The following is a 23,595-nucleotide window of genomic DNA, read 5'->3' as shown; positions in this document are numbered from 1 at the left end:
CTACTTGAACGGCACGTTGATACAGGCCACCCGGTTCCCGGCCATGCCCGCGTGCCCCGCCTGCGTGGCGGTGCCATGCTCGTGGATCACCACCGAGCGCGCCTCACCCGGCCTGAAGTGCCACTTCACCCAGGACTTGGCGCGGGCATCGCCACTGCTGTTGGTGGTGACGCCGAGCCACATCTCATTGTGCGGATTGGCGTACTTGGGGTTCGTGGACGGCTGCTTCGGGTCCTTCATGTTCTGGTAGTGCGGGCCGGACGAGTCGGGTTTGGTCCCGCACGGCCTGGTGTGCACGTGTATCCCGAAGTGGTGGTCCGGTGCGACCCCGCGCAGGGCCAGGAAGACGAACGTGCCGCGCGGCGGCATCCCGTGCTTCCCGTGCATCCCGTGCTCCTGCATCTCGTGGTGCCGCATCTCGCCGTGCCACTTCCCCGGGAGCCGCAGCTCCGCGACGAGCACCACGGCGCTCGTGGGCACGAGGGTCTTGTCGTACGTCACCGCGCCGCTGGTGCCCTGGGCCGCCGAGGCCGGCCGGAACCGCTCCAGGACGAACGCCGTGGGATTCGGCGAAGGGTCGTGCGTGTCGCTCGGCGCGGCGACCGTGGGCGAGATGACGGCCATCGATGCGGCCAGCGCTGCGGCGGCCGCCGTTACCAGGGACATCCTCAGATCCCTCCTTGGTCGGGACCCCCGAGACTTCCTGGCGTTTATACCGCTTTTCCCCACGCTAGACCGGTGCCCCGGACCCTTCAACGCGAGGCGTCGGCCCGTGCGGCGGCCTCCTTCTCATGGGGGACCTCCGCCACCTCGGACGTTTCTCCCGACGCCACGGCGCGCGGCCTTCGCACCAGCGCCCGGGCGCGCTCCCGTACGCCCCGGGCGCCCGCCGACAGCATCTCGGTGACCGGGCCGTTCGCCTCCTCGTCGGGCTTCCGGCCGACCCCGAGCAGCACGTACTGCAGACCGAATCCGGCCGCGACGACGGCCGCGCCGCCGACCGCGTCCAGCACGTAGTGGTTCGCCGTGCCGACGATCACCGCGACCGTGAGCAGCGGGTACAGCATGCCGAGGATCTTCATCCACAGGTACGGCGCCACCAGCGCGATGACCACCCCGCACCACAGCGACCAGCCGACGTGCAGCGACGGCATGGCCGCGTACTGGTTGGACAGCTTGGTGAGCGCGCCGAAGTCCGGATTGCTCAGGTCCTGCGGCCCGTGCGCCGTGTCGACGTACCCGAGGCCCATCAGCCGCGGCGGCGCCAGCGGGTAGAGCCAGAAGCCGACCAGCGCGAGCAGCGTCGCGAACGCGAGCGGGGTGCGGGCCCAGCGGTAGGTGGCCGGGCGGCGCAGATAGAGCCAGCCCAGCAGGGACAGCGGGATGAGGAAGTGGAAGGTGCTGTAGTACCAGTTCATGCCGTCCTTCAGCCACGGGGTGTCCGCGACCAGGCCGTTGAACCAGTGCTCGATGTCGATGTGCAGGAAGCTCTCGATGGACAGCACCTGGTGGCCGTGGCCCTCGGCGACGCTGCGCTCGTCCGGCGCGTGGGCGCGGATCCACGAGTACGCGAAGTAGCCCACGCGGATGAACATCAGCTCCAGCAGCAGGTTCGGCCGGGACAGCGGCCGCCGCACGAAGCGCAGCAGCGGCATCCAGGCGAAGCGGCCCCGGTGCGGCTCCTGGACCGGCGTCGGCTCCGGGCGGTCCCAGCGCGGGGAGGTCCGGGAGACGAACGGCACCAGACAGGCCGCGGCGAGGGCGGCCAGCAGCGGCGCGTTGTAACCGATGTGTCCGGCGATCTTGAGGTCGGGCAGCAGCGCGGTACGGCTCAGCGTCATCACCAGCACCACCAGCACCGGCCACACCAGCCGGTCGGAGGCCCGGCGGCCCACCCGGCCGACGACCGCGAGCAGGATCCAAAGCTGCTGGTACTGCCAGGAGGTGGGCGAGACCGCCAGCGCCACACAGCCGGTGATCGCCGCGGCCAGCAGCAGCTGCCCGTCCCGCGCGTACCGCACCGCGCGCCGCAGCCCGACGACCGCGACCGCCACCGCCAGGACGGCGAGCAGCGCCAGCTCGACCGGCCCCTCGAGCCCGATGCGCAGCAGCAGCCCGTGCAGCGACTGGTTGGCCAGGCTGTCGGCGGGCTCGCCGAGCCCGGCGCCGCCGAGGTGGTGGATCCAGTACGAGGACGAGTCGCGCGGCATGGCCGCCCAGGCCAGCGCGGTGCACGCGGCGAACGTCGCGCCCGCCAGCGCGGCCGAACGCCGCCGCCCCAGGAGCCACATGACGACGCCGAACAGCAGTAGCGCGGGCTGCAGGGCGGCGGCCACACCGATGAGGAAGCCCGCCTGCCGGCCGGAGGTGCGGGGCAGCACGGTGAGCACGACCAACAGCACCGGGATGATGCTGGTCTGACCGAGCGTGAAGGTGCTGCGGACCGGCAGGGACAGCGTCAGCAGGCACAGCGCCAGCGGCGCGGCCAGCAGCGAGGTGCGGCGGGAGACCGGCTTCGGCAGGGCGCGCGCGGCCGTCAGCCCGAGGACGACGACGAGCAGCAGGGTGCCGAACGTCCAGGCGACGCCCAGGCTCTGCTCGGCGGCCCGGGTCAGCGGCTTGAGCACCAGTCCGGAGAACGGGGTTCCGGTAAACGCGTCCCCGTCGTACAGTGAACCGCCCACATGGAGGACGCCCTGCTCGCCGATCCAGGTCTCCAGGTCGGTCAGCCGCTCGTCCGGGGGCAGCCGCAGCACCGCCGCGGCCTGCCGGGCGGCGAGGAGACCGGCCAGCAGCCAGAGGGCGCCGAGCACCATCATCGTCCGTGACGTCCGTGACGTCCGGGCCCCGAGGGCACCGGAGCCCGCCCCCGGTCCCGGGGCACCGCGCAGTCCGCTTCGCTCCCTGTTCGTCACGCCCTGCCGCTCCCCCACTCGCACTCTTCACCTGTTCGGAATGTTCGTGACCTTACTGAGCCTCATTACTCAGACGCTCCACATCCCCGCTTCACCTGACTGTCGGCCACGGTTGGCCGAAAGCTGACAGGCTTTGGCGGGAGTGCGTGTGTACGGAGGGAATCCGCACGGTCCCGGCCAATTTCATCAGGGCTGCGGGGTACGTCGCGAATCCTGATCGGCGGCGTGCTGGAACGTCCCCGGGGTGATACCGAAACACCGTACGAACCAGCGGTGGAAGTGGCTCTGGTCGGCGAACCCCGCCGCGGCCGCCGCCTCCGCCGCCGTACGTCCCGCCACCAGCAGCCCGCGCGCCTGACGCAGCCGCAGCTGGCGCTGGAAGTCACTCGGCGCCATCCCGTACTCCGCCCGGAACGCCCGGTACAGGGCGAACCGGCTGCACCCCGCCACCTCCGCCAGCCGCTCCGCCGAGATCTCCGTCGCGTACTCCTCCTCCAGCAGCTCCCGCGCCCGCCGCGCCGCCCACGCCTGCCCGCCGCCCCCGGACGGCAGCACCCTGCCCCGCACCGGGCGGGTGGCGCTGCGCCACACCATCGCGCCCACGGCCGCGGTCAGCCGCTCGTCGCGGACGAGCGGACCGGCGTCCCCGACCAGCGCGGTGTGCAGCCGTAACAGGGCGCGTCCCAGGACCGGATCGTCCAGCACGGGCTGGTCGAACAGCGGCAGCGGCACCCGCTCGTCCGCGCTGCCCCGCACATCCGACAGGACGCTGCGCACCTCATCGGGACCGATGTGCATGATGCGGTACTTGTAGCCGAGTTCGGCGGCCGCTTCCCCGTCATGCGGATCGTCCGGGTTGAACACCATCACCATCCCCGCCCCGCTGGTGCGCAGCGCGCCCCGGCAGCGGAAGCGCTGCGCGCCGATCTCGGTGACGGCGAAGGAATACGTGTCGTGGCTGTGCGGATGGAAGCGATGGCTGAAGAAGTGCGCGTGCATGGCCTCGACGGACCGCTCCGGGTCACGCCAGTACCGCGCCCAGTCCCCCGGCCCCCCGCCGCCCACCGCTCCTCCTCCACCCATCACCCCATTCTGCCGTCTCGCACCAGCGTTCAATACGGGGCCTCAGGCCGCGGGCGAAGGTGACGGCATGCGATTCGACACCAAGATCGCCGTCATCGTCCGGGACGACCTCGCCGACTGGCAGAAGCTGAACGTGACGGCCTTCCTCTCCAGCGGCCTCTCCCGCGCCACCGACGACATCGTCGGCAAGCCGTACGAAGACGCCTCGGGCAACACGTACCTCCCGATGTTCCGCGAACCGGTCATCGTCTACGCCGCCGACACCTCCGGCCTCTTCCGCGCCCACACCCGCGCCCTCACCCGCGGTCTCCCCACGGCCCTCTTCACGGAGGAGCTGTTCGGCACCGACAACGAGGACGACAACCGCGCCGCGATCCGCACCATCGAGGCCCCCGACCTCAACCTGGCCGGTCTCGCCCTCTACGGCCCGCGCGGCCAGGTGGACAAGGTGACGCGGGGCCTGCGGCCGCACCGGTGAACGGTCACCGAACGACCGAATTATTCGGACAATAGTTTCAAGGGTGAATGCGTGGCTCCGACGCGGCATTCGGGCCCGGGGGCTGGCACTCTGCTTCAGGTGCGATCGCCGTGGTGCACACGGCCGGTCGCCGGTGGCGCCGCGCAGGGGCGCGAGGTCCGGGGGCCGGGGGGGGCTGGCGTGGTAGTTGGGCACACCGTGGGCGACGCGTTCGCCGATCCCCCCGCCGCCTCGCCGCGTCACGTGGCGTGTGTGATGGACGGCAACGGCCGGTGGGCGGCCCAGCGGTCGCTGCCGCGTACGTCGGGTCACCGGGCGGCCGAGACGACCGTGATCGACGTCATCGAGGCGGCCCGGGCCGCGGGCGTGGAGTGGCTGAGCCTGTACGCCTTCTCCACCGAGAACTGGAGCCGGCCGAGTGCCGAGGTCGACTATCTGATGCGGTTGGTGCGCGGAGCGGTGCGCAAGCACGCGCCGCTGCTGCACGCGCGGGGGATCCGCTGCCGTTTCCTCGGGGTGAGCGACCCCAGGATCCCCCGGGCGCTGGCACGCGACTTCGCCGACCTGATGACACTGACCGGCGACAACCGGGGCATGACCTTGACCGTCGCGTTCGATCACGGCGGGCGGGGGGACATCGTCGCGGCCGCGCGGTCACTGATCCGCGCGGGGGTGGCGGCCGAGGCGGTGGACGAGCGGAGTTTCGCCGCCCATCTGCCCTTCCCCGACACCCCCGACGTGGATCTGGTCATCCGGACCTCCGGGGAACAGCGCATCTCCAACTTCATGCTCTGGCAGGTCGCCTACGCGGAATGGGTCTTCCCGGCAGTGCTCTGGCCCGACTTCCGCGCGCCGCACTTCCTCGAATGCCTGCACGCCTACCGGAAGCGCGATCGCCGCTTCGGTGGTGTGCTGCCCGAGCAGAACGGAGTCTTGTGATCGTGACCATCGAGGATGGCGGACACCCCGACAGCGCCCAGGAGCCCTCGTTCGGCGCGGGCTCGGCGTTCCAGGAATACCTCAACGATCCGCGCTGGGCGCTGGCCATGGTCCGGGCGACCGTGCTGGAGGCCGCGCACCCGCAGGTCGGCGCCGCGCTGATCGACAGCTCCACCTTCGTCGTCCACCCGTGGCGGCGGCTGCGCAACACCTTCCGCAGCCTGCAGCGCATGTTCGGTGACGACGAGCAGGTACGGCTCCGGGAGGCGGCACGGCTGAGCCGCCTCCACGCACGGCTCAGCGGAACCGACCCGCGAGGCCGGCCGTACAGCGCGATGGACCCCGCCGTACGGGCCTGGGTGGTGGCGACCATGTTCGAGAGCACCGTGACCATGTGCCGGCTGAGCGGACAGCCTCTCGAACAGCGCGCCATGGAGCGGCTGTACGCCGAGTTCCGGGCGTACCTGGCCGCCATGGGAGACGAGCCCGGCCATCTGCCGCCCGCCCTCTCCGAGTTCTGGCTCTACTACGACCACGTGGTGGCACAGGAGCTGGAGAACACCGAGGCGATGCGGATCATCCTCTACAAGCTGTTCGACCATCTGCCCGCCCCGGCCCTGCTGGGCGGGCTGCCCACGTTGTGGGCCACCGGACGGGCCGTCGTCGGCCCGCTCATCGGGGCGATCACCGTCGCCTCGCTCCCGGAGCCCTTCCGACGGAGTGCCGGGCTGCCCGAGATGCCCGGTGCCCAGACCCTGATGCAGGGGGCCTATCTGACCGTCGGCCTGGCCCGGTTCCTGCCGGACGGCTGGATCCGGGCCGACGCCATCGCCGACCTGCTGGCCCTCTCGCCCGACAGTGACGACCCGCGAGCCCGGGCGGTCACCGCCCTGCACGACAAGATGAGGCGGGCCGGTGCCCTGATCCGGCTCATCACGCCTCTCTCCCCGCAACCGGAACCCGTCCCCCGCACCAGCACCGAACGCAGTGCGGAGGAGTTCTTCCGCGAGGTACTCGACCAGACCGGCGACGGCTACCTGGACTGGCCGGACCTCGCCGCCATGGCCCGCGAACTGTCCACCCGCCTCGACCTGGAGGAGCCCGAGGAAACAAGGCTCTACGCCGCCTGCGCCGACTGGTGGCGCGAACTCCAGACGGCGCTGGACACCGACGGTGACGGCCGCGTCAGCGCCCACGAGTACGCCACGGCCGTCCCCTCCCTGGCCGGGCCCGCCCTGATCAAGGTCGCCGAGGTCCTCTTCGACGCCACGGACAAGGACGGCGACCAGCGCATCGACGCGGACGAATACCGGACGCTGTTCCAGACCGCGTTCCACCGCGACACCGTCGGCACCGGCCGTACCTACACGCGCGGCGCCTTCGTCGGGGACTTCCTGTCGTTCATGGCCGGCCGCCGGCGATCGACCGCCTACGACCCTCTGCTCGCCCAGGCGTGAGCCGCTCAGGCGACCCCGCCCTCGGTCGGGGATGAGGCAGGATGGGCCCATGAGTGTTGTCAAGATCAATGTGCTGACGGTCCCGGAGGAACAGCGGGAGGTCCTGGAGCAGCGCTTCGCCGCACGGGCCGGGACGGTCGAGAACTCCGACGGCTTCGAGTGGTTCGAACTGTTGCGTCCCGTTGAAGGGACTGACACCTACCTCGTCTACACCAGGTGGCGCAGCGAGGAGGACTTCCAGGCGTGGATGGAGGGCCCGATGAAGGCGGCGCACCAGCGCGGCGGCGAGGACGCCCCGAAGCAGAAGCCCGCCGCCTCCGGTTCCACGCTGTGGTCCTTCGAGGTCGTCCAGCAGACCGGACCCAAGCAAGGCTGACACTGGCCCTGCACACGTCGCGAGCCCTCTGAACCTCTACCAGAGGGCTCGCGGTGTCGCGTTGACCGCGATCAGGCGGCTGCGAGTCGCTGCTTGCCGAGTGGTTTCAGGTGTTCGATGCGGTCGGCGAGCTGGCGGGTGTAGCCGGCGATGGCCTCGGCGTTGAACACGCCGTCGCCCTCCCGCCAGTTGCCGCGGTCGTAACAGGGCGGCACGACGACACCGCCCTCGGACGCGCCGAGCCGCCGCACCAGCCGCTGCTCGCGCAGCGCGCCCGCCAGCTTGTAGCACCCGGGCACAGTGCCGTCGCGCGGCGGCCGGAGGCCGAGGTTGGACGGGGCATCGATGACGACAATGCGGCGCATCCGGCCATTCTGGCCGTGCGGTCCGGCACGCTTCAACGGCGCTGTCCGGATCTCATCGGTGAGGGTCAGGGCCCTGGTGCCGCGGAAGGGGCGGGTCATCTAGGGTCAGCTTGTGTACGGGAGTGTCAGCGAGAAGCCGGTGCCCGCCCGCGGGGACGGGCAGCGCATTCTGGTCGTGGACGATGAGTCCAGGATCGCCGAACTGCTCTCGACCACCCTGGAGCTGGCCGGGTATCAGGTCGGCACCGCGGCCACCGGGGGCGAGGCGCTGGACCGGGTGGGGCGGGAGCGGCCGGATCTGGTGATTCTGGATGTGATGCTGCCCGATCTGGACGGGTTCACGGTGTGCCGGCGGATGGTGGCCGCCGACGAGGACCATCCGCCGGTGCTCTTCCTCACCGCCCGCGACTCGCTGGATTCGCTGGTCACCGGGCTCGGCATCGGCGGGAACGACTACGTGACCAAGCCGTTCCGGATCGCCGAGGTGCTGGCCCGGGTGCAGGTGCTGCTGCGCGGGCGGCGGCGGAGGGCGCGGGAGGATGCGCCGCCGCGGTATGCGGATCTGGTGCTGGACGATACGACCCGGCAGGCCCGGCGGGGGCGCCGGGCGCTGGACCTGACGCCCGCCGAGTACCGGCTGTTGCGCTATCTGCTGGTCAACGCCGGGCGGGTGGTGTCCAAGGAGCAGATCGGTGAGCATCTGTGGTTCAAGGACCACCGGAGCTACGGGGACAACGCCATCGAGAAGCTGATCTCCCGGCTGCGGCACAAGGTCGACGAGGACGCCCCGGCGCTGATCCACACCCGTCGTGGCTTCGGCTACTGGCTCGGCCGGATCGCCGCCGTATGAATGACGGCATGAACGACGGCATGAGCGACGGCATGGACGACGACGAGCGCCGGCAGCGGATGGAGGTGCTGCTGCACGAGCTGCGCACCTCGCTGACGACCATCCGCGGCTGGGCCGAACTGCCGTTGCAGGGGCTCAGCGACGACCCCGAACTGATGGTGCGCGCCCTGCGGCGGATCCAGGACGAGGCCGACCATATGCACGAGGGGATCCAGCGGGTGTTTCCCCGCTCGGACGCCTCGTGGAAACGGTCGCCGCGCCTGGAGCCGGTGGATCTGCGGGACGTGGCCGACGAGGCGGTGGCGGACCTGGGGCTGCTCGATCCCGAACGCCCCATCACCCGCGAGAACTCCGGCCGCACGACCCTCGTCGCCGACCACCGGATGCTGCGGCACGCCGCCCGCAATCTGCTGGGCAACGCGCTGCAGCACACCCCCGCCGGGTCCCCGGTGACGGTGGCCGTGCGCGGTCCGGTGCGCGGGCCCGGCGGGGAGCCGCGGGTGGAGCTGTCGGTCGGCGACCAAGGGCCGGGCATGGACCCGCGGGCGATCGCCCGGCTGACCGGGCCGTGTCCCGAGGACGGCCGCGCCGAGCCGGGCGGTGGCCTCGGGCTCACCATCGTGCGGCTGGTGGTCGAACGGCACGGCGGCGAGGTGGCCGTGAGCAGCGGGCCCGGCCGCGGTACGACGGTCACTGTGGCCTTGCCCACAGTCAGCGTTTCGTCAGGCAACTGACCGGGCGGCGTCAGGTCGGGGAGGTTCGCTGGTCATCACGTCCCCGGTGCACACAGCTTCACGCTCCGCTCCTGTCGGAATCCCCCACCCGAGGAGAGACATGACCGAGACGCTGGCAGAGACCACGCCCCAGTCGGAAGAGCCGATTCCGGCGTATCCGATGCCGCGGGCATCCGGCTGCCCCTTCGACCCGCCGCCGACCGCGCAGGCGATGCACGCCGAACGGCCGGTCGCCAAGGTGCGGATGTGGGACGGCAGCACCCCGTGGCTGGTGACCGGGTACGCCGACGGGCGCGCCCTGCTCGCCGACCCGCGCGCCAGCTCCCAGTCCACGCTGCCCGGCTTTCCGCACCCGAACGCGGGCTTCCGCGAGAACGCCTCACGGCGGCGTTCCTTCATCGCCATGGACGATCCCGAGCACGCCCGGATCCGCCGGATGGTCACCGCCCCGTTCGCCATCAAGCGGGTCGAGGCGATGCGGCCCGCCATCCAGAAGATCACCGACGACCTGATCGACGCGATGCTGGCCGGGCCCACCCCGGCCGATCTGGTGCGCTCGCTCGCGCTGCCGCTGCCGTCCCTGGTGATCTGCACGCTGCTGGGGGTGCCGTACGAGGACCACGAGTTCTTCCAGGAGAAGAGCTCGCGCATGATCAACCGGCACTCGTCGGCCGAGGAGATGGTCGCCGCCAGCGACGCGCTGACCGACTATCTGGACGAGCTGATCGGCGTCAAACTCGCCGAGCCCGCCGACGACATGCTCTCCGAGCTGGCCGCCCGGGTCAGGTCCGGTGAGCTGCCCCGGCGCGACGCCGCCTCCATGGGCCTCCTGCTGCTGGTCGCCGGCCATGAGACCACGGCCAACATGATCGCCCTCGGCACCGTCGCGCTGCTGGAGAACCCCGATCAGCTCGCCGTCCTGCGGGAGACCGACGATCCGAAGGTCGTCGCGAAGGCGGTCGAGGAGCTGCTGCGCTACCTGACGATCGTGCACAACGGGCGCAGCCGGGTCGCGCTGGAGGACATCGAGATCGGCGGCGAGACCATCCGCGCCGGGGACGGCATCATCGTCTACACCGGCACCGGCAACCGGGACGCGGAGCTCTTCCCCGAGCCCGACCGGCTGGACATCGGCCGCGACGCCCGCCGCCACATGGCGTTCGGCTTCGGCGTCCACCAGTGCCTGGGCCAGCCGCTCGCCCGGGTGGAGTTGCAGGTCGTCTACGGCACGCTCTACCGCCGCATCCCCACCCTGCGGCTGGCGACCGGCGTCGACCAGCTGTCGTTCAAGCACGACGGCCTGGTGTACGGCGTCTACGAGTTGCCCGTCACATGGACGTCATGAGCACAGGAGTCGAAGGAGCCGAGGGAGTCACCATGCGTGTGGAAGTCGATGTTCCCAAGTGTGTCGCGTCCGGTCAGTGCGTGATGATCGCGCCCGATGTGTTCGACCAGCGGGACGAGGACGGGATGGTCGTGCTGCTGGACGACCGGCCCGGTGCCGAACTGCACGACGACGTACGGGAGTCCGCGATGATCTGCCCGGCGGCGGCGATCCGGGTGGTGGAGCAGGAGTGAGGCGTGTCGTCGTGGTCGGCGCCTCGGCCGCCGGGCTCGCGGCGGCGGAGACGCTGCGCCGGGCGGGGTACGACGGCACCGTCACCCTCGTCGGCGACGAACCGCACGCCCCGTACGACCGGCCGCCGCTGTCCAAGCAGATCCTCGGCGGGCAGTGGGACGCCGGACGGCTCCCGCTGCGCGGACGGGACGAGCTGGACGCGCTCGGGCTCGACCTGCGGCTCGGCGTCGCCGCGACCGGGCTCGACCCGGCCGGGCGTACGGTCGCGCTCGCCGATGGGTCCGAGGTGCCGTACGACGGGCTGGTCGTCGCCACCGGCGTACGGCCGCGCCGACTGCCCGGGGACGGGGGCGCGCATGTGCTGCGCACCCTGGACGACGCGCTGGGCTTGAGGGACCGGCTGACGGCGGGGACGCGGCTGGTGGTGGTCGGCGCCGGGTTCCTCGGCGCGGAGGCGGCCGCCGTCGCGCGCGGGCTGGGCGCGGCGGTGACCCTGCTGGAACCGGCGCCGGTGCCGCTGGCGCCGGCGGTCGGCGAGGACGTCGGCCGGGTGCTGTCCCGGGCGCACCTGGACCACGGGGTGGACCTGCGCACCGGGGTCACGGTGACCGAGGTGACCGGCGACGGGGTGCGGCTGGCTGACGGCGGCCGGGTCGCGGCGGACGAGGTGCTGGTCGCCGTCGGTTCCGTACCCAACACCGAGTGGCTGGAGGGCAGCGGTCTGACCTTGGGCAACGGGCTGGAGTGCGACGAGTTCAGCGCCGCCGCGCCCGGTGTCTACGGGGCGGGGGACGTTGCGTGCTGGCACAACCCGCTGTTCGGTACGGCCATGCGGATCGAGCACCGTACGAACGCCACCGAGCAGGGCATGGCGGCGGCCCGCAATCTGCTCGCCCCGGCGCCGGAGGCGCGGCGGCCGTATCAGCCGGTGCCGTACTTCTGGTCGGACCAGTACGGGATGCGGATCCAGGCGTACGGCCATCTGCGCGGCCATGAGGAGGTGGCCGTGGTGGAAGGATCCCTGGAAGAGGGGGGCGAGGGTGCGTTCCTCGCCGCGTACCGCCGCGGGGACCGGCTGACCGGGGTGCTGGCCGTGGGCATGTCGCCCCGGGTGCTGCGCGACTGGCGGCGGTCGATCGCCGCCGGGGCGCGGTGGGCGGACGCGGTGCGACGGGCCACGACACCGGCGTGACGACCCGCGGGCGGGGCCGGGCGCGGGTCAGACCGCGTCCGGTCCCCGCTCGCCCGTGCGTACGCGCACGAAGTCGTCGACCGGGACGGCCCACACCTTGCCGTCGCCGATCCGCCCGGTGCGGGCGGCGGTCACGATGGCGTCCATGACGGTGTCGGCCTCGGCGTCCTCCACGACCACCTCGATGCGCGCCTTGGGCACGTAGTCGATGCGGTATTCGGCGCCGCGGTAGACCTCGGTGTGGCCGCGCTGCCGTCCGAAGCCGCTGGCCTCGGTGACGGTGAGGCCCTGCACACCGATCTCCAGCAGCGCCGTCTTCACATCGTCCAGCTTGAACGGCTTGACGATCGCGGTGATCAGCTTCATGGGGTCGGGGTCCTGTCGGGGTGATGCGGCGGGCGATGGACGGCGTTCTGTGGCACGCCATGGCCCAGAACCCCGTGATCATAGGCGCTCTCGGCGTGGACGGCGAGGTCGAGTCCGGACCGTTCGTCCTCCTCGGCCGCCCGGAAGCCCATGGTCCGGTCGATGACCTTCCCGATGCCGTACGTCATGACGAACGCGTACGCGCCCACCGCCAGCACCGCCACGATCTGCTTGCCCAGCTGTCCCGCGCCGCCGCCGGACAGCAGCCCGGCCGGGCCGCCGGTCATGGCGGAGGTGGCGAACAGGCCGATCAGCACGGTGCCGACGATCCCGGCCACCAGGTGGACGCCGACGACGTCGAGCGAATCGTCGTAGCCGAAGCGGAACTTCCAGCTCACCGCGTACGAGCAGAGCACCCCGGCCGCGAGCCCGATCAGCAGCGCCCCGGCGACGCCCACGGAACCGCACGACGGGGTGATCGCGACCAGTCCGGCGACCGCGCCGGAGGCGGCGCCGAGGGTGGTGGCGTGGCCGTCGCGGACCTTCTCGACCACCAGCCAGCCCAGCAGCCCGGTGCAGCCCGCCGCCTGGGTGTTGATGAACGCGGCGGCCGCCATGCCGTTCGCGCCCAGCGCGGACCCGGCGTTGAAGCCGAACCATCCGAACCACAGCAGCCCGGCGCCGAGCAGCACCAGCGGCAGGTTGTGCGGCCGCATGGCCTCCTTCTTGAACCCGATCCGCGGCCCGAGCAGCAGCGCCAACGCCAGCCCGGAGGCCCCGCAGTTGACCTCCACGACGGTGCCGCCCGCGAAGTCCAGCGCCTGCAGCTTCTCCAGGATCCAGCCGCCCGGCGCGAACACCCAGTGCGCCACCGGAACGTATACGAGCAGCGTCCACACCGCGACGAACGCAACCCACGCCCCGAACCGGGCCCGGTCCGCGATCGCCCCGCTGATCAGCGCGGCCGTGATGATCGCGAAGGTGAGCTGGAAGGTGGCGTGGAGCAGCGTCGGCACATGCCCGGTCAGGTCCGTCGGCCCGATCCCGCGCATTCCCGCGTGCTCCAGCCCGCCGAGCAGCCCGGCGCCGCCGAGGTCCTTGCCGAAGGCGAGGCTGTAGCCGACGAGCAGCCAGACCACGGTGACGACGGCGATGGAGACGAAGCTCATCATCAGCATGTTCAGCGCGCTCTTCGCCCGCACCATGCCGCCGTAGAACAGGGCGAGCCCGGGTGTCATGAGCAGCACGAGCGCGGTGCTGGCCAGCAGCCACGCGGTGTCGCCGGCGTCGAATCCGGTCGGCATGTCGATATGTCACCTTCCCAGTCGGCATGGAATCGCATCGATGGGTGCTCGATGGCCACCAGGGAAGGTTCACGTCCGGTCGTTACCGCGTGCGTACGGACGTGTTTCCTCGATGTTTCGTGTTGCGTCGGCGTTTCCTCCCGCTCACCGCCTACGCGCTCCGGGTCCGCCGGGCGGCGATGCGGCCCGCCGCGACGTCCACGGCCAGGAACGCGGCCAGCGGAATGCCCAGCAGCGGCAGGTAGTAGCCCACCACGGCGACCCCGACGGCCGACGGGGCCAGGACGTATACCGGCACCTGCCGCCAGGCGCCGCGCGGCAGGGGGCGGCCGAAGGCGCCCGCGCGGCCGCGCTGCCACCACATGCGGTAGCCCCACACGACGAGCAGGATCAGGGAGAGGGCGAGCGCCGCCAGGGCGAGCTGGTTGACGATGCCGAAGAGGACGCCGGTGTGGAGGTCGATGCCCCACCGGCTCAGCTTGGCCAGCAGCGGGTAGTCGGCGAACCGCACGGTGTCGGTGACCTCGCCGGTGGCCGGGGCGACGGCGACCGCGTCCTGCTTCTCCGGCCAGCTGCGCTGGATCTGGCTGACCGTGTACGCGGCGCTCGGCCCTGACGGCGGCACGATCTCCACCGGGTCGCCGAGGCCCTTCGCCCGGGCGGCCCGCAGCACGGCGTCGTAGCCCACGTCGGTGGCGTGGTGCCCACCGTCCGAACCGCCCATGTCCATCCCCGGCATGGCGCCGTGGCCCGCGTGCTCACCGGTGAGCCCGGAGGCCACGGCCGGGGTGGACTGGCCGGCCGCGGCGCGCAGGTCGGTGACGTTCGCCCCGGCGTAGGTGGACCAGGTGAGCCCGGTGGCGGACAGGAAGAACAGCCCCGCCGCCACCCAGACGCCGACGCCGCCGTGCAGGGCGAGGGTGCGGCGGCGGCCGGTGGGGGTGGCGGAGCCGGCGGCGGGGGCGGTGGATTCGGCGGTGGCGCGGCGGTTACGGCGGCGGCGGGCGAACCAGAGCAGCAGCCCGCCACCGGTGATCACCCACAGCCAGCTGGCGGCGAGTTCGCTGTAGAGGCGGCCGCTCTCGCCGAGGTGCAGATCGCGGTGGAACTCGTCGATCCAGGTGCGCAGCGGCAGGGCGCCGGTGCTGCCGTACTGCTCCAGCGCGCCGCGCACCTTCGCGGTGTACGGGTCGACGAAGACGGCGCGGGTGTGGCCCTCCGCGACCCCCTTCACGCCGGACAGCAGCACCCGGGTGGTGCCGGTGTCGTCCGGCGACGGGCGCACCGCGCTGATCGTGCCCTCCGGGTGCGCCTGGCGGGCGGCGTCGATCTGCCGGGAGAGCGGCAGCTTGGTGTCACCGGCCGGGACGCGCAGCTCATGGTCGTACATGAGCTTCTCGGCCTGGTAGGAGCCCGCGTAGAGCAGTCCGGTGGTGGCCGCGATCAGCAGGAACGGGGCGACGAGGACTCCGGCGTAGAAGTGCAGCCGCAGCACCAGGGGGCGCAGCACGGACCAGGCCGAGCGCGCGGGGGCGTCCCGGTCGGCCACGTCGCCGTCGGCGCCGGGGCCGACGGCGGCCGGGGCGACGTGTTCGTCGGTGGACATGGCGGCCCTCCTGGTTCGGGGGTGGTGCGCGGCCTGCTCGTCCAGTAGTCGGGGCCGAGGGGGGTTGAGTTCCGGCGCGTTCTGTGGCCTGCGTCACATGGGTGCGCGTTTTATCAACTTGGGACGAGTTCACACCGTCATCCGAGGTGGATGGCACGATGACCGGCATGACACCCGGCCCGGCCCTCCGCACCACACGTGCCGCGATCTTCGCGGTGGTGTGCGTGGTGATGGCGGCCCTGGGCCATGCGGTGATGTCCGGCGGGACCGTGCCGGGATGGATGCTGGGCGCGGCGTTCCTCGCCACCGCCTCCGCGGCTTGGTGGCTGACGGGGCGCCAGCGCGGCGGCGCGGTCGTGACCGGGGCGACGGTGGGGGCGCAGATGGCGCTGCACCTGCTGTTCCACTTCTCGCAGTCCTCGCGGCTCGCCCAGGCACCCATGGGACACGGCGCGCACGGTGCGCACGGCGGCGGGGGCATGAGCGGCGGCCCCGGCATGAACGGCATGGATGGCATGGCCGGGATGGCCGACGCTCACATGGCGTCGGCGGCGGACGGCATCACCCCCGGCATGCTGCTGGCCCACGCGCTGGCCGCGCTGGTGTGCGGGCTGTGGCTGTGGTGCGGCGAGGCCGCCGCGTTCCGGCTGGGCCGCGCCCTCGCGGCCGCCGTCTTCGTACCGCTGCGCCTGGTCCTGCGGCTGCTCGGCGCGGACGCCCTGCCGCTGCCCACCCGCCGCCTTCCGTGGCGGCCGGGGGCGGGGCGGGCGCTGCGCGCGGCGCTGCTGCACTACGTGGTCGCCCGGAGAGGTCCCCCAGAGGGTCTGGTGCGCATCTGACCCGCCTGTCCCGACCGGTGACGGGCGGAAGCCCATCACTTCCGGAGGACATCAGGCGATGACCCCTGCCCTCGTACAGGATCGCCAGGATCGCGATCAGCAGATCACCGCATGGGCGCTGGCCGCCCGCGACGGCGACGCGGACGCGGTCGAACGCTTCATCCGCGCCACCCGTCTCGACGTCTGGCGCTTCGTCGTGCATCTGAGTGCCGATGTGCACGGCGCCGACGACCTGACCCAGGAGACGTATCTACGGGCGCTGGGCGGGCTGCCCCGCTTCGCCGGGCGCTCGTGCGCACGCACTTGGCTGCTGTCGATCGCCCGCCGCGCGGTCGCCGACCGCTACCGCGCCGCGGCGGTCCGCCCCCGCATCGCCGACACGACCGACTGGCGGACGGTCGCCGAACGGGCGCAGCCCGTCGGGCTGCCCGGCTTCGAGGAGGGCGTGGCCCTGCTCGACCTGCTGGCGACGCTGGACGCCCCGCGCCGCGAGGCGTTCATCCTGACCCAGCTCCTCGGGCTCCCCTACGCCGACGCCGCCTCGGCCACGGGCTGCCCGGTGGGGACCGTACGGTCCCGGGTGTCCCGCGCCCGCGAGCACATGACCGCGCTGCTGCGGATGGCTGACAACTGACCGCTGACAGCCATTCGCTGACCGCTGACCGCTGACAAATTTCACTATCTGTCATCTGCTTTGAGGAGTCTCGCTGATGTCAACCATGCGTACGACGCGCCGCCTCGGTGCCGTGAGCGCCGCCGCGATCGCCGCGACGATCGCCTTCGCCGGTCCCGCGTCCGCCCACGCGGAGGTCACCGCCTCCAACGCCCAGGCGCTGGCCAAGGACGTCGTCCTCACCTTCACGGGCGAGGCCGAGTCGGAGTCCGCCGGCTTCACCGAGGTGCGCGTCGTGCTGCCCGAAGGCATCGCCCCGGGGGATGTCACGCTGGACGAGGCGCCCAAGGGCTGGAAGATGAAGCCCACCAAGGACGGCTACACGATCAGCGGTCCGAAGCTGGCCGTGGGGACGAACGCCGTCCACAAGGTCAAGGTGCGGCAGTTGCCCGACGCGAAATCGCTGGCGTTCAAGACCATCGAGACCTACAGCGACGGCAAGGTCTCCCGGTGGATCGAACTGCCCGGCGACGGCCCGGAACCGGAGGAGCCCGCGCCGGTCCTCGACCTGAAGGCGGCGGCGGCCGGTTCCAAGCCGTCCAAGGCCCCCTCCTCGTCGGACGACGCCTCGGACAAGACGTCTGAGCAGGCGTCCGGCAAGGCGTCCGGCAAGACGGAGCAGAAGGCGGACGAGAAGAAGGACAGCAACGCGGGCGCCGCCACCGCGATCGGCATCAGCATCGGCGTCCTGATCGTCGCGGGCGCGGGCCTATGGGTGTTCAAACAGCGTCGCCAGGCCTGACGCAGCCCGTCAGCCGCTTGCCTCCGTCAGCTGCTTGTAGAAGAAGCTGCAGTCCTCCAGGGAGCCATCCGGGGCGGCGGCATAGTCGGGGACGATGCCGTAGCGGGCCCAGCCGTCGGCGAGGTAGACGTACTCGGCCTTGCTGCCGGTGACGGTGTCCAGCATCAGCAGGGTGACGTCGGCGGCGCGGGCGGCCGACTCCGCGGTGGCCAGCAGCGCCCGGGCCAGGCCCCGGCCACGGGCGGCGCGGTGAACGGCCAGCTTGAGGACCTCGGCGCGGTGCCGTCCGTTGGGCTTGCGGGCCAGGGCCAGGCTGATGGTGCCGACGATGCCGCCCGCGCTCTCCGGGGCTCGGCAGGCCCAGACGAGCAGGCTGCCGTCGGCCACCGCCGGGGCCTGGGCCTGCCACCATGCGGCGGCGTCGTCGTGGCCGAAGGGCGCGAGGAAGCCCATGGAGGCGCCGTCGTCGACGGCGTCGGCCAGGACCTCGGCGAGGCCCTTGACGCTGTCGGGGAACGTCTCGGCGGACAGGAGGTCTATCGGGGGCATGGCGTGCTTCCTCTCCCGGGACCGGCGGGCGGCGCGTCCGGCGCGGTGTCGTGACTGACCGCCGCATCATCGCAGGCACCGGCCGCGCGTGAGCGCGAGGAAGACCGCCGTCCGGAGCGGTGTCCGGGCGGCGGCCGGGAGGGGAGGCGGAGGGCTCAGACGTTGAGCAGCCGCTCCAGGACGTTGCGGTAGCCGCGCATGGCCAGGCGCAGTTCCTCCGTCTCCGCCCTGCTCGCGGTGTTCTCGTGCCAGGCGGCGCGGAGGGTGCGACGGCGTTCGGCGAGGAGATCGACCAGCCGGGCCGAGATCTCTTCGAGGAGAGCGTCCGCCTCTTCCACCGAGCCGCGCGGGGCGTCCACGAAGGCGCTGACCGCGTACCGCAGACGCTGGTTCAGCTTGTCGTGCTCGCTCGTCGGCAGGACGGGGAAGCTGGGGCCGTCCGGGGGACTCGGCTGCTCCATACCGCCGCCCATCGGCTCCCTGGGAGGCGGCACTTCGTGCTTCTCCAGGCCGTGCCGACGGTGGCCGTTGTTGTGCTCGGGGCCGTGGTCCGTCTCCAGGCCGTGGCTCCACTCCGGTCCGTTGTCCGTCATCGTGCACCGGCCTTCCCGATGTGCCAGACGTGGGCCTTCCGGCCGGTCCTGCCGACATGCCCGTGGTGCCCCTGGTGCCCGTCGGACGCGTGATGGGGCGGTTTCACGAGTTCCTCGAAGAAGGGCCGGGCGTGCACCACGGCCTCGCGCAGTTCCTCGGTGTCGGCCCGGCCCTCACGGGCGCGGGCGGCCGTGACGTGGAGCTGCCGGTAGCCCTGCACACAGTCCGCGTGGTGCACGGACAGGGCCGCGACCTGCTCCTCGTAGCGATCGGACGGATAGCCGCGGTCCCGCGCGAGGCGGGCGAGCAGCTGGTCCGCCCCGGCCACCGCGTACTCCGGGGACTCGATGAACTGCTCCTGGGTGCCCACCCATTCGGCCAGGTAGCGCTCGCGCAGCTCACCGGAGAGGGGTTCGGTCCTGAGGTCTCGGTATCGTCGCAGTCGTTCGTCGAGTTCGCGCTCCGCCGCCTTGGTGTCGCCCGCGTGCTCGGCGACGTTCAGGTCGTACTCGGGCCCGAAGTGGCGTCGCAGAGCATTTTTCCTGCCGCTCCCACGCGCACGTACGATGCCCGCGGCGAGCACGGTTGCCAGGACGACCGCAGCGGCAATCACGATGATGATCGCGCCAGTTGACATGGTCTGCTTCTGCCTTCCCGCAGGTGCCCCCCTGTTCGGGGGCTCTGCGACGCCGGGTAGCCCACTGTCCCCGCGCTCAAACTGGGTCATATTCCGATGCGATCGGAGACCGGCCGGTGCCAGGATGCCGGTCATGACCATCAGCCCGTCCTGGGACGTCGCCGCACGGCCCGTCAGCGACCCGGTCGCGGCCACGCTGCTGCGCGAGTACATGACCGACGTGGCCGACCGCTACTACCGGCTCCACGAGGGGCGCGACGCGACGTCCGAGGAGATCGAGCGGGCGCTGCGGGAGATGCCCAGCGACGACCTGGCCCCGCCGGACGGGGTGCTGCTGGTGGCGCGGCACGGCGGCGACGTGGCCGGGTGTGCGGGGCTGCGGCGGCGGGGCGACCACGTCGACCGCACCGCGGAGCTGAAGCGGGTGTTCCTGCGCCCCGGCAAGCGCGGGCTCGGCGGGGGCGCCGCGCTGCTCGCGGCCGTCGAGACGGCCGCGGACGAGCTGGGCGTCGTACGGATCGTGCTGGACACCCGGCGCGATCTGGTCGAGGCGCGGGCGCTGTACGCACGCCACGGCTACCGGGACGTACCGGCGTTCAGCGAGGGGCCGTACGCCGAAGTGTGGATGGCCAAGGACCTCATATGAGGGCCCCGGCCCCGGCAGGAAGCCCGTACGGCTCACCTCGCGCCCGGCGGCTCCCGGCGCCAGGGGCGCTCCTCGTCGGAACCGCACATCTCCCGCGACAGCTCCTCCACCAGCTCGACCAGATCCGTCGGCCGCTCCGGTGACCACCAGTCGCCCAGCAGCTCGGCCAGCGACCTCTCGCGCGCCCGGAAGAGGCGGTCCGCGACCTCCCGGCCCCTGGGGGTCAGGGTCAGGTCGAGCCCGTACCGCACGCCGAGCCCGCGTTCCTCGATCTGGCGCGCCGCGCCGGTGATGGCCCGCAGCGGTACGGGCGTGCGCTGGGCCAGGACGGCGGGTTCGACCGAGCCGTAGTGGCGGATGCGCAGCACCATCCAGCTGGCGGCCGGGAGCAGGTCGAGCCCGGCCCGCTCGGTGATGTCGACGTAGACCTTCCGGCGGCCCTCGCGGCTGCCCAGCAGCGACAGGGCCCGCGCGCATTCGTCGTACGAGGAGCGTTCGACGGGGTTGCTGGCCAGGACCTCGCTGGCCTCGGGCGCGGTGACGCCGCCGCGCAGCGGCTCCTCCCGCAGGAACCAGGCGAGGACGAAGGCGAGCAGCACGACCGGGACGCCGTACAGGAACACGTCGGTGATGGAGGTGGCGTACGCGTGCACCACCGCGGCCCGCTCGCCCTGTGGCAGCCGCCCGAGGGCGTGGTGGTCGGCGGCGAGCCCGGCGGGGGTGACGCCCGGCGGCAGCGACCGCCCGGCGAGCGCGTCGGCGATCTTGGGGGTGAGGTTGCCCGCGAAGATCGAGCCGAAGACGGACACGCCGAAGGAGGCACCGATGGAGCGGAAGAACGTCGCGCCGGAGGTGGCGACGCCGAGGTCCTGGTAGCTCACCGAGTTCTGCACGATCAGCACCAGCACCTGGATGACCAGTCCGAGCCCGCAGCCGAAGACGAAGAAGTAGGCGCTGGTCTCGACGACCCCGCTGGTCTCGCGCAGCTGGTGCAGGAGCAGCAGCCCGATGCCGGTGACGGCGGTGCCCAGGATCGGGAAGACCTTGTAGCGGCCGGTGCGGCTGACGAGTTCGCCGGAGACGGTGGAGCACAGCAGCATGCCGAGGACCATCGGCAGCATATGGACGCCGGAGAGGGTCGGCGAGACGCCCTGGACGACCTGGAGGAAAGTCGGCAGGTAGACCATGCTGCCGAACATCGCGAAGCCGACGACGAAGCCGATGACCGCGCAGAGCGTGAAGGTGCGGCTGTGGAAGAGCTTCAGCGGCAGCACCGGTTCGGCGGCCCGCCGCTCCACCCGCACGAAGGCGATCAGCAGGACGGCGCCGAGCGCCGCGAGCCCGAGGATCTGCCAGGAGCCCCAGCCGTAGGTGACGCCGCCGAGCGAGGCCATCAGCACCAGGGTGGCGGCCACTCCGGCGATGAGGCCGGTGCCGAGGTAGTCGATGGTGTGCGGCGTGCGGCGGACCGGGATGTGCAGGACGGAGGCGATGACGAGGAGCGCGACGATGCCCACGGGGAGGTTGATGTAGAACACCCAGCGCCAGCTGAGCTGGTCGACGAAGAGCCCGCCGAGCAGCGGCCCCAGCACGCTGGTGGCACTGAAGACGGCGCCGAAGAGCCCCTGGTAGCGGCCGCGTTCACGGGGCGGGACGATATCGCCGACGATGGCCATCGACAGCACGATCAGCCCGCCGCCGCCCAGCCCCTGGAGCCCGCGGAAGGCGATCAGCTGCCCCATGTTCTGGGCGAGCCCGCACAGCGCCGAACCGGCCAGGAAGACGACGATCGCGGCCTGGAAGAGCCGCTTGCGCCCGTACTGGTCGCCGAGCTTGCCCCACAGCGGGGTGGCGGCGGTGGAGGCGAGCAGATACGCGGTCACCACCCAGGACAGATGGTCCAGGCCGCCGAGGTCGCTGACGATGGTCGGCAGCGCGGTGGAGACGATGGTCTGGTCGAGCGCCGCGAGCAGCATGCCGAGCAGCAGCGCGCCGATGGCCACCAGGACCGTGCGCTTCGGCCGGCCCTCCTCGGGGCCCGGAACCACGGGGTCCGGGACCGAGGTCGGGCGGCCGGCGTCCTGCGTCATGACGACTCCTCGGACTCCTCGGCTGCTCGCCCTCCCATCCTCACCCCAACCCGTCCTTTATGCCCTGTTACGGTCGGCCGGGCCGGTTCGTCCGTGACGTACCCGGCACGCCTCCTGACGACGAACGCATGCGCGGAAGCCGATCAGATGCACATAATCGCTGCGGATTACAGGGAGGGAAAATTTCGTGACGGCAGATTCCTGCCCGCACTGCTATGCACCGATCCGCGCGAACGGCCGACCCAGCTGTGCGTGCGCCGAACGTGCCACCACCGCGGGCCCGGCGACGACGGGGCCCTTGACCGGCCCGGCAACCGGCCCGGCAACCGGCTCGGCGACCGGCGATACCAGTGCGCAGACCACCGATGACCACACCACCGACCCCCGGGCGGACGGCACCCCGCAGGCCGACGACCAGCCGGGCGCCGTCCGCCCGTACCTCAGGCTCTCCGGCGAAGGCGAAGGCAACGACGAAGGCGAGGGCGACGACACGACCGGAGCCCGCCCGCGCGACGTCGGACGGTTCTTCCGTAAAGCGCGGCGCGAAGCGGAACCCGGGCCGCGGCGCGGCCAGGAGCCCGCACCGCGATCCGGACCGGTGCCCGGCGGGGAGGCGGACGCCGCCGACGAGACCCAGGTGATCGACCGCATCGCGCCGATCACCCCGGTCGACCGCATCACCCCCGGCGGACCCGTCGACCGCACCCGGGTGATCGACCGCATCACCGCGGCGGGCCGCCGGGACAGCGGCGCCAGGAACGACGGACACGGCGACGGGGCCGGCAGCGAGAGCGTCAGCAGCGCCGACGGCGGTGGCGGCCGCCGTCGCAAGAGCCGCCGTAAGCCCGTCGCCACGGCGGTCGCGGGGGCCGCCGCGGTGGTCGTGGCCGGAACGCTGGCCTTCACCACCGGGCTGCTGGGCGGAAACAAGGACAGCAAGCCCAGCGACAGCGCGCTCACCGAGACACAGACCAGCGTCCCGGACGAACCGCCGACCGAGGACGCGGGCACCACCCCGTCCCGCGAGTCGTCGCCGAGCAAGAAGCCCAAGCCCACGCAGTCCCCCGCGAAGCCGCCGAGCACGAGCCGGGACCAGGACCGCGCGGCACCACCGGCGCCCCGCACGCCCGCGGCGCCGCCCACGACCCGCCCGACCCGCGCGCCGAAGCCGGACGAACCCAGCACACCGGACAAGACGCAGCGGCCGACCACGTCGCCGACCGAGGAGCCGCCGAAGAGCCCCGAACCCACCGGTCCGCCGGTACTGCGCGAGGGCGACAGCGGCGCCGAGGTCATCGAGCTGCAGAAGCGGCTGACCCAGCTGCTGCTGTTCATCGGCAACGCGGACGGCGAGTACGACGACGGGGTGAAGGACGCGGTCGCGTCGTACCAGGACCGGTACGACATCAAGGGGGACCCGGAAGGGGTCTACGGCGAGAACACCCGCCGCGACCTCGAATCCCGGACCGACGAGCCGTAGACCTGAAGGGGCCGCGCCGAAAGACACCCCCGGCCCCTGGCGTACGGGCGGGCCGCTTTGTATCGTGGAGGAACAAAGTGGTTCCGCCCGTTTTCCCTGAC

At 72.1% G+C, this 23,595-nt stretch carries 24 protein-coding genes and 1 pseudogene; 14 read left to right on the top strand and 11 right to left on the bottom strand.

Going from position 1 to position 23,595, the window contains the following annotated elements:
• The 3 genes from ACFZCY_RS06185 to ACFZCY_RS06175 all read right to left on the bottom strand — a co-directional run bounded on the left by ACFZCY_RS06185 (position 1) and on the right by ACFZCY_RS06175 (position 3,998).
• Positions 1–666 carry a superoxide dismutase family protein gene (locus tag ACFZCY_RS06185; RefSeq protein ID WP_391169855.1) on the bottom strand — a complete coding sequence of 222 codons (666 nt, stop codon included), beginning with the start codon at positions 664–666 and terminating at the stop codon, positions 1–3.
• A gap of 86 nt (positions 667–752) precedes the next feature.
• Positions 753–2,816, bottom strand: coding sequence for a phosphatase PAP2 family protein (locus ACFZCY_RS06180; RefSeq protein WP_391170372.1), 2,064 nt, complete (start codon positions 2,814–2,816; stop codon positions 753–755).
• Between the two features lie 285 nt (positions 2,817–3,101).
• The gene (locus tag ACFZCY_RS06175) at positions 3,102–3,998 is read right to left on the bottom strand and encodes an AraC family ligand binding domain-containing protein (RefSeq protein WP_391169854.1); all 897 of its coding nucleotides are present in this window, start codon (positions 3,996–3,998) and stop codon (positions 3,102–3,104) included.
• A 67-nt stretch (positions 3,999–4,065) separates the two neighbouring features.
• Between ACFZCY_RS06175 and ACFZCY_RS06170 the strand changes: the two genes are divergently transcribed.
• From ACFZCY_RS06170 to ACFZCY_RS06155, 4 genes are all read left to right on the top strand, one after another.
• A complete protein-coding gene (locus tag ACFZCY_RS06170; protein WP_391169853.1) occupies positions 4,066–4,476 on the top strand; it encodes a DUF2000 family protein in 411 nt (136 codons plus the stop codon).
• Positions 4,477–4,656: 180 nt separating this feature from the next.
• Positions 4,657–5,415: a polyprenyl diphosphate synthase gene (uppS, locus tag ACFZCY_RS06165; RefSeq protein WP_391169852.1), complete on the top strand. Its 759-nt coding sequence runs from the start codon at positions 4,657–4,659 to the stop codon at positions 5,413–5,415.
• Positions 5,416–5,417: 2 nt separating this feature from the next.
• Positions 5,418–6,872 carry an oxygenase MpaB family protein gene (locus tag ACFZCY_RS06160; protein WP_391169851.1) on the top strand — a complete coding sequence of 485 codons (1,455 nt, stop codon included), beginning with the start codon at positions 5,418–5,420 and terminating at the stop codon, positions 6,870–6,872.
• Positions 6,873–6,921: 49 nt separating this feature from the next.
• Positions 6,922–7,248, top strand: a complete 327-nt coding sequence (locus ACFZCY_RS06155) for an antibiotic biosynthesis monooxygenase (protein WP_391169850.1) — start codon at positions 6,922–6,924, stop codon at positions 7,246–7,248.
• 113 nt (positions 7,249–7,361) lie between these two features.
• On the opposite strand, the pseudogene ACFZCY_RS06150 reads toward ACFZCY_RS06155, so the two are convergent.
• Positions 7,362–7,613: pseudogene (locus tag ACFZCY_RS06150) on the bottom strand (arginase family protein); the annotation flags it as partial.
• A 112-nt stretch (positions 7,614–7,725) separates the two neighbouring features.
• On the opposite strand from ACFZCY_RS06150, the gene ACFZCY_RS06145 reads away from it, so the two are divergent.
• The 5 genes from ACFZCY_RS06145 (at position 7,726) to ACFZCY_RS06125 (ending at position 11,968) form a co-directional block, all read left to right on the top strand.
• On the top strand, positions 7,726–8,463 hold the full coding sequence (locus tag ACFZCY_RS06145; RefSeq protein ID WP_391169849.1) for a response regulator: 738 nt from the start codon (positions 7,726–7,728) through the stop codon (positions 8,461–8,463).
• An 8-nt stretch (positions 8,464–8,471) separates the two neighbouring features.
• Positions 8,472–9,197: an ATP-binding protein gene (locus tag ACFZCY_RS06140; protein WP_391169848.1), complete on the top strand. Its 726-nt coding sequence runs from the start codon at positions 8,472–8,474 to the stop codon at positions 9,195–9,197.
• Between the two features lie 100 nt (positions 9,198–9,297).
• Positions 9,298–10,542 (top strand): cytochrome P450, encoded by a 1,245-nt coding sequence (locus ACFZCY_RS06135; RefSeq protein ID WP_391169847.1) that lies wholly within the window; start codon positions 9,298–9,300, stop codon positions 10,540–10,542.
• 32 nt (positions 10,543–10,574) lie between these two features.
• Entirely contained in the window at positions 10,575–10,775 is a 201-nt protein-coding gene (locus ACFZCY_RS06130) for a 4Fe-4S domain-containing protein (RefSeq protein ID WP_391169846.1), read from the top strand.
• Positions 10,772–11,968, top strand: coding sequence for an FAD-dependent oxidoreductase (locus ACFZCY_RS06125; RefSeq protein WP_391169845.1), 1,197 nt, complete (start codon positions 10,772–10,774; stop codon positions 11,966–11,968). The genes ACFZCY_RS06130 and ACFZCY_RS06125 overlap by 4 nt, the downstream gene beginning before the upstream one ends.
• Before the next feature lie 27 nt (positions 11,969–11,995).
• Here the strand turns inward: ACFZCY_RS06125 and ACFZCY_RS06120 are convergent, their stop codons facing one another.
• From ACFZCY_RS06120 to ACFZCY_RS06110, 3 genes are all read right to left on the bottom strand, one after another.
• Entirely contained in the window at positions 11,996–12,334 is a 339-nt protein-coding gene (locus ACFZCY_RS06120; RefSeq protein WP_391169844.1) for a P-II family nitrogen regulator, read from the bottom strand.
• Positions 12,331–13,638 carry an ammonium transporter gene (locus tag ACFZCY_RS06115; RefSeq protein ID WP_391169843.1) on the bottom strand — a complete coding sequence of 436 codons (1,308 nt, stop codon included), beginning with the start codon at positions 13,636–13,638 and terminating at the stop codon, positions 12,331–12,333. Before ACFZCY_RS06115 ends, ACFZCY_RS06120 begins: the two co-directional genes overlap by 4 nt.
• A gap of 151 nt (positions 13,639–13,789) precedes the next feature.
• Positions 13,790–15,244 (bottom strand): PepSY domain-containing protein, encoded by a 1,455-nt coding sequence (locus tag ACFZCY_RS06110; RefSeq protein WP_391169842.1) that lies wholly within the window; start codon positions 15,242–15,244, stop codon positions 13,790–13,792.
• 158 nt (positions 15,245–15,402) lie between these two features.
• On the opposite strand from ACFZCY_RS06110, the gene ACFZCY_RS06105 reads away from it, so the two are divergent.
• The 3 genes from ACFZCY_RS06105 to ACFZCY_RS06095 all read left to right on the top strand — a co-directional run bounded on the left by ACFZCY_RS06105 (position 15,403) and on the right by ACFZCY_RS06095 (position 17,498).
• On the top strand, positions 15,403–16,083 hold the full coding sequence (locus ACFZCY_RS06105; protein WP_391169841.1) for a hypothetical protein: 681 nt from the start codon (positions 15,403–15,405) through the stop codon (positions 16,081–16,083).
• Positions 16,084–16,141: 58 nt separating this feature from the next.
• Positions 16,142–16,717 carry a sigma-70 family RNA polymerase sigma factor gene (locus tag ACFZCY_RS06100; RefSeq protein WP_391169840.1) on the top strand — a complete coding sequence of 192 codons (576 nt, stop codon included), beginning with the start codon at positions 16,142–16,144 and terminating at the stop codon, positions 16,715–16,717.
• Between the two features lie 76 nt (positions 16,718–16,793).
• Positions 16,794–17,498: a DUF1775 domain-containing protein gene (locus ACFZCY_RS06095; RefSeq protein ID WP_391169839.1), complete on the top strand. Its 705-nt coding sequence runs from the start codon at positions 16,794–16,796 to the stop codon at positions 17,496–17,498.
• A 9-nt stretch (positions 17,499–17,507) separates the two neighbouring features.
• Here ACFZCY_RS06095 and ACFZCY_RS06090 read toward each other — a convergent pair whose 3' ends face one another.
• The 3 genes from ACFZCY_RS06090 to ACFZCY_RS06080 form a co-directional block, all read right to left on the bottom strand.
• On the bottom strand, positions 17,508–18,047 hold the full coding sequence (locus ACFZCY_RS06090; protein ID WP_391169838.1) for a GNAT family N-acetyltransferase: 540 nt from the start codon (positions 18,045–18,047) through the stop codon (positions 17,508–17,510).
• Between the two features lie 155 nt (positions 18,048–18,202).
• A complete protein-coding gene (locus ACFZCY_RS06085) occupies positions 18,203–18,640 on the bottom strand; it encodes a hypothetical protein (RefSeq protein WP_391169837.1) in 438 nt (145 codons plus the stop codon).
• Entirely contained in the window at positions 18,637–19,278 is a 642-nt protein-coding gene (locus ACFZCY_RS06080; RefSeq protein ID WP_391169836.1) for a hypothetical protein, read from the bottom strand. Before ACFZCY_RS06080 ends, ACFZCY_RS06085 begins: the two co-directional genes overlap by 4 nt.
• 124 nt (positions 19,279–19,402) lie before the next feature.
• Here ACFZCY_RS06080 and ACFZCY_RS06075 point away from each other — a divergent pair, with 124 nt between their 5' ends.
• Entirely contained in the window at positions 19,403–19,924 is a 522-nt protein-coding gene (locus ACFZCY_RS06075; RefSeq protein ID WP_391169835.1) for a GNAT family N-acetyltransferase, read from the top strand.
• Positions 19,925–19,956: 32 nt separating this feature from the next.
• Here the strand turns inward: ACFZCY_RS06075 and ACFZCY_RS06070 are convergent, their stop codons facing one another.
• Positions 19,957–22,014, bottom strand: coding sequence for a DHA2 family efflux MFS transporter permease subunit (locus ACFZCY_RS06070; protein ID WP_391169834.1), 2,058 nt, complete (start codon positions 22,012–22,014; stop codon positions 19,957–19,959).
• A 298-nt stretch (positions 22,015–22,312) separates the two neighbouring features.
• Here ACFZCY_RS06070 and ACFZCY_RS06065 point away from each other — a divergent pair, with 298 nt between their 5' ends.
• Positions 22,313–23,494 carry a peptidoglycan-binding protein gene (locus tag ACFZCY_RS06065; RefSeq protein ID WP_391169833.1) on the top strand — a complete coding sequence of 394 codons (1,182 nt, stop codon included), beginning with the start codon at positions 22,313–22,315 and terminating at the stop codon, positions 23,492–23,494.
• Positions 23,495–23,595 lie beyond the last annotated feature (101 nt).

Source organism: Streptomyces sp. NPDC007983 (assembly GCF_042958345.1).
In the GTDB taxonomy this organism is placed as follows: domain Bacteria; phylum Actinomycetota; class Actinomycetes; order Streptomycetales; family Streptomycetaceae; genus Streptomyces.
The sequence above is the reverse complement of the archived record's forward strand: the minus strand, read 5'-3'. Positions and strand labels throughout refer to the sequence as shown.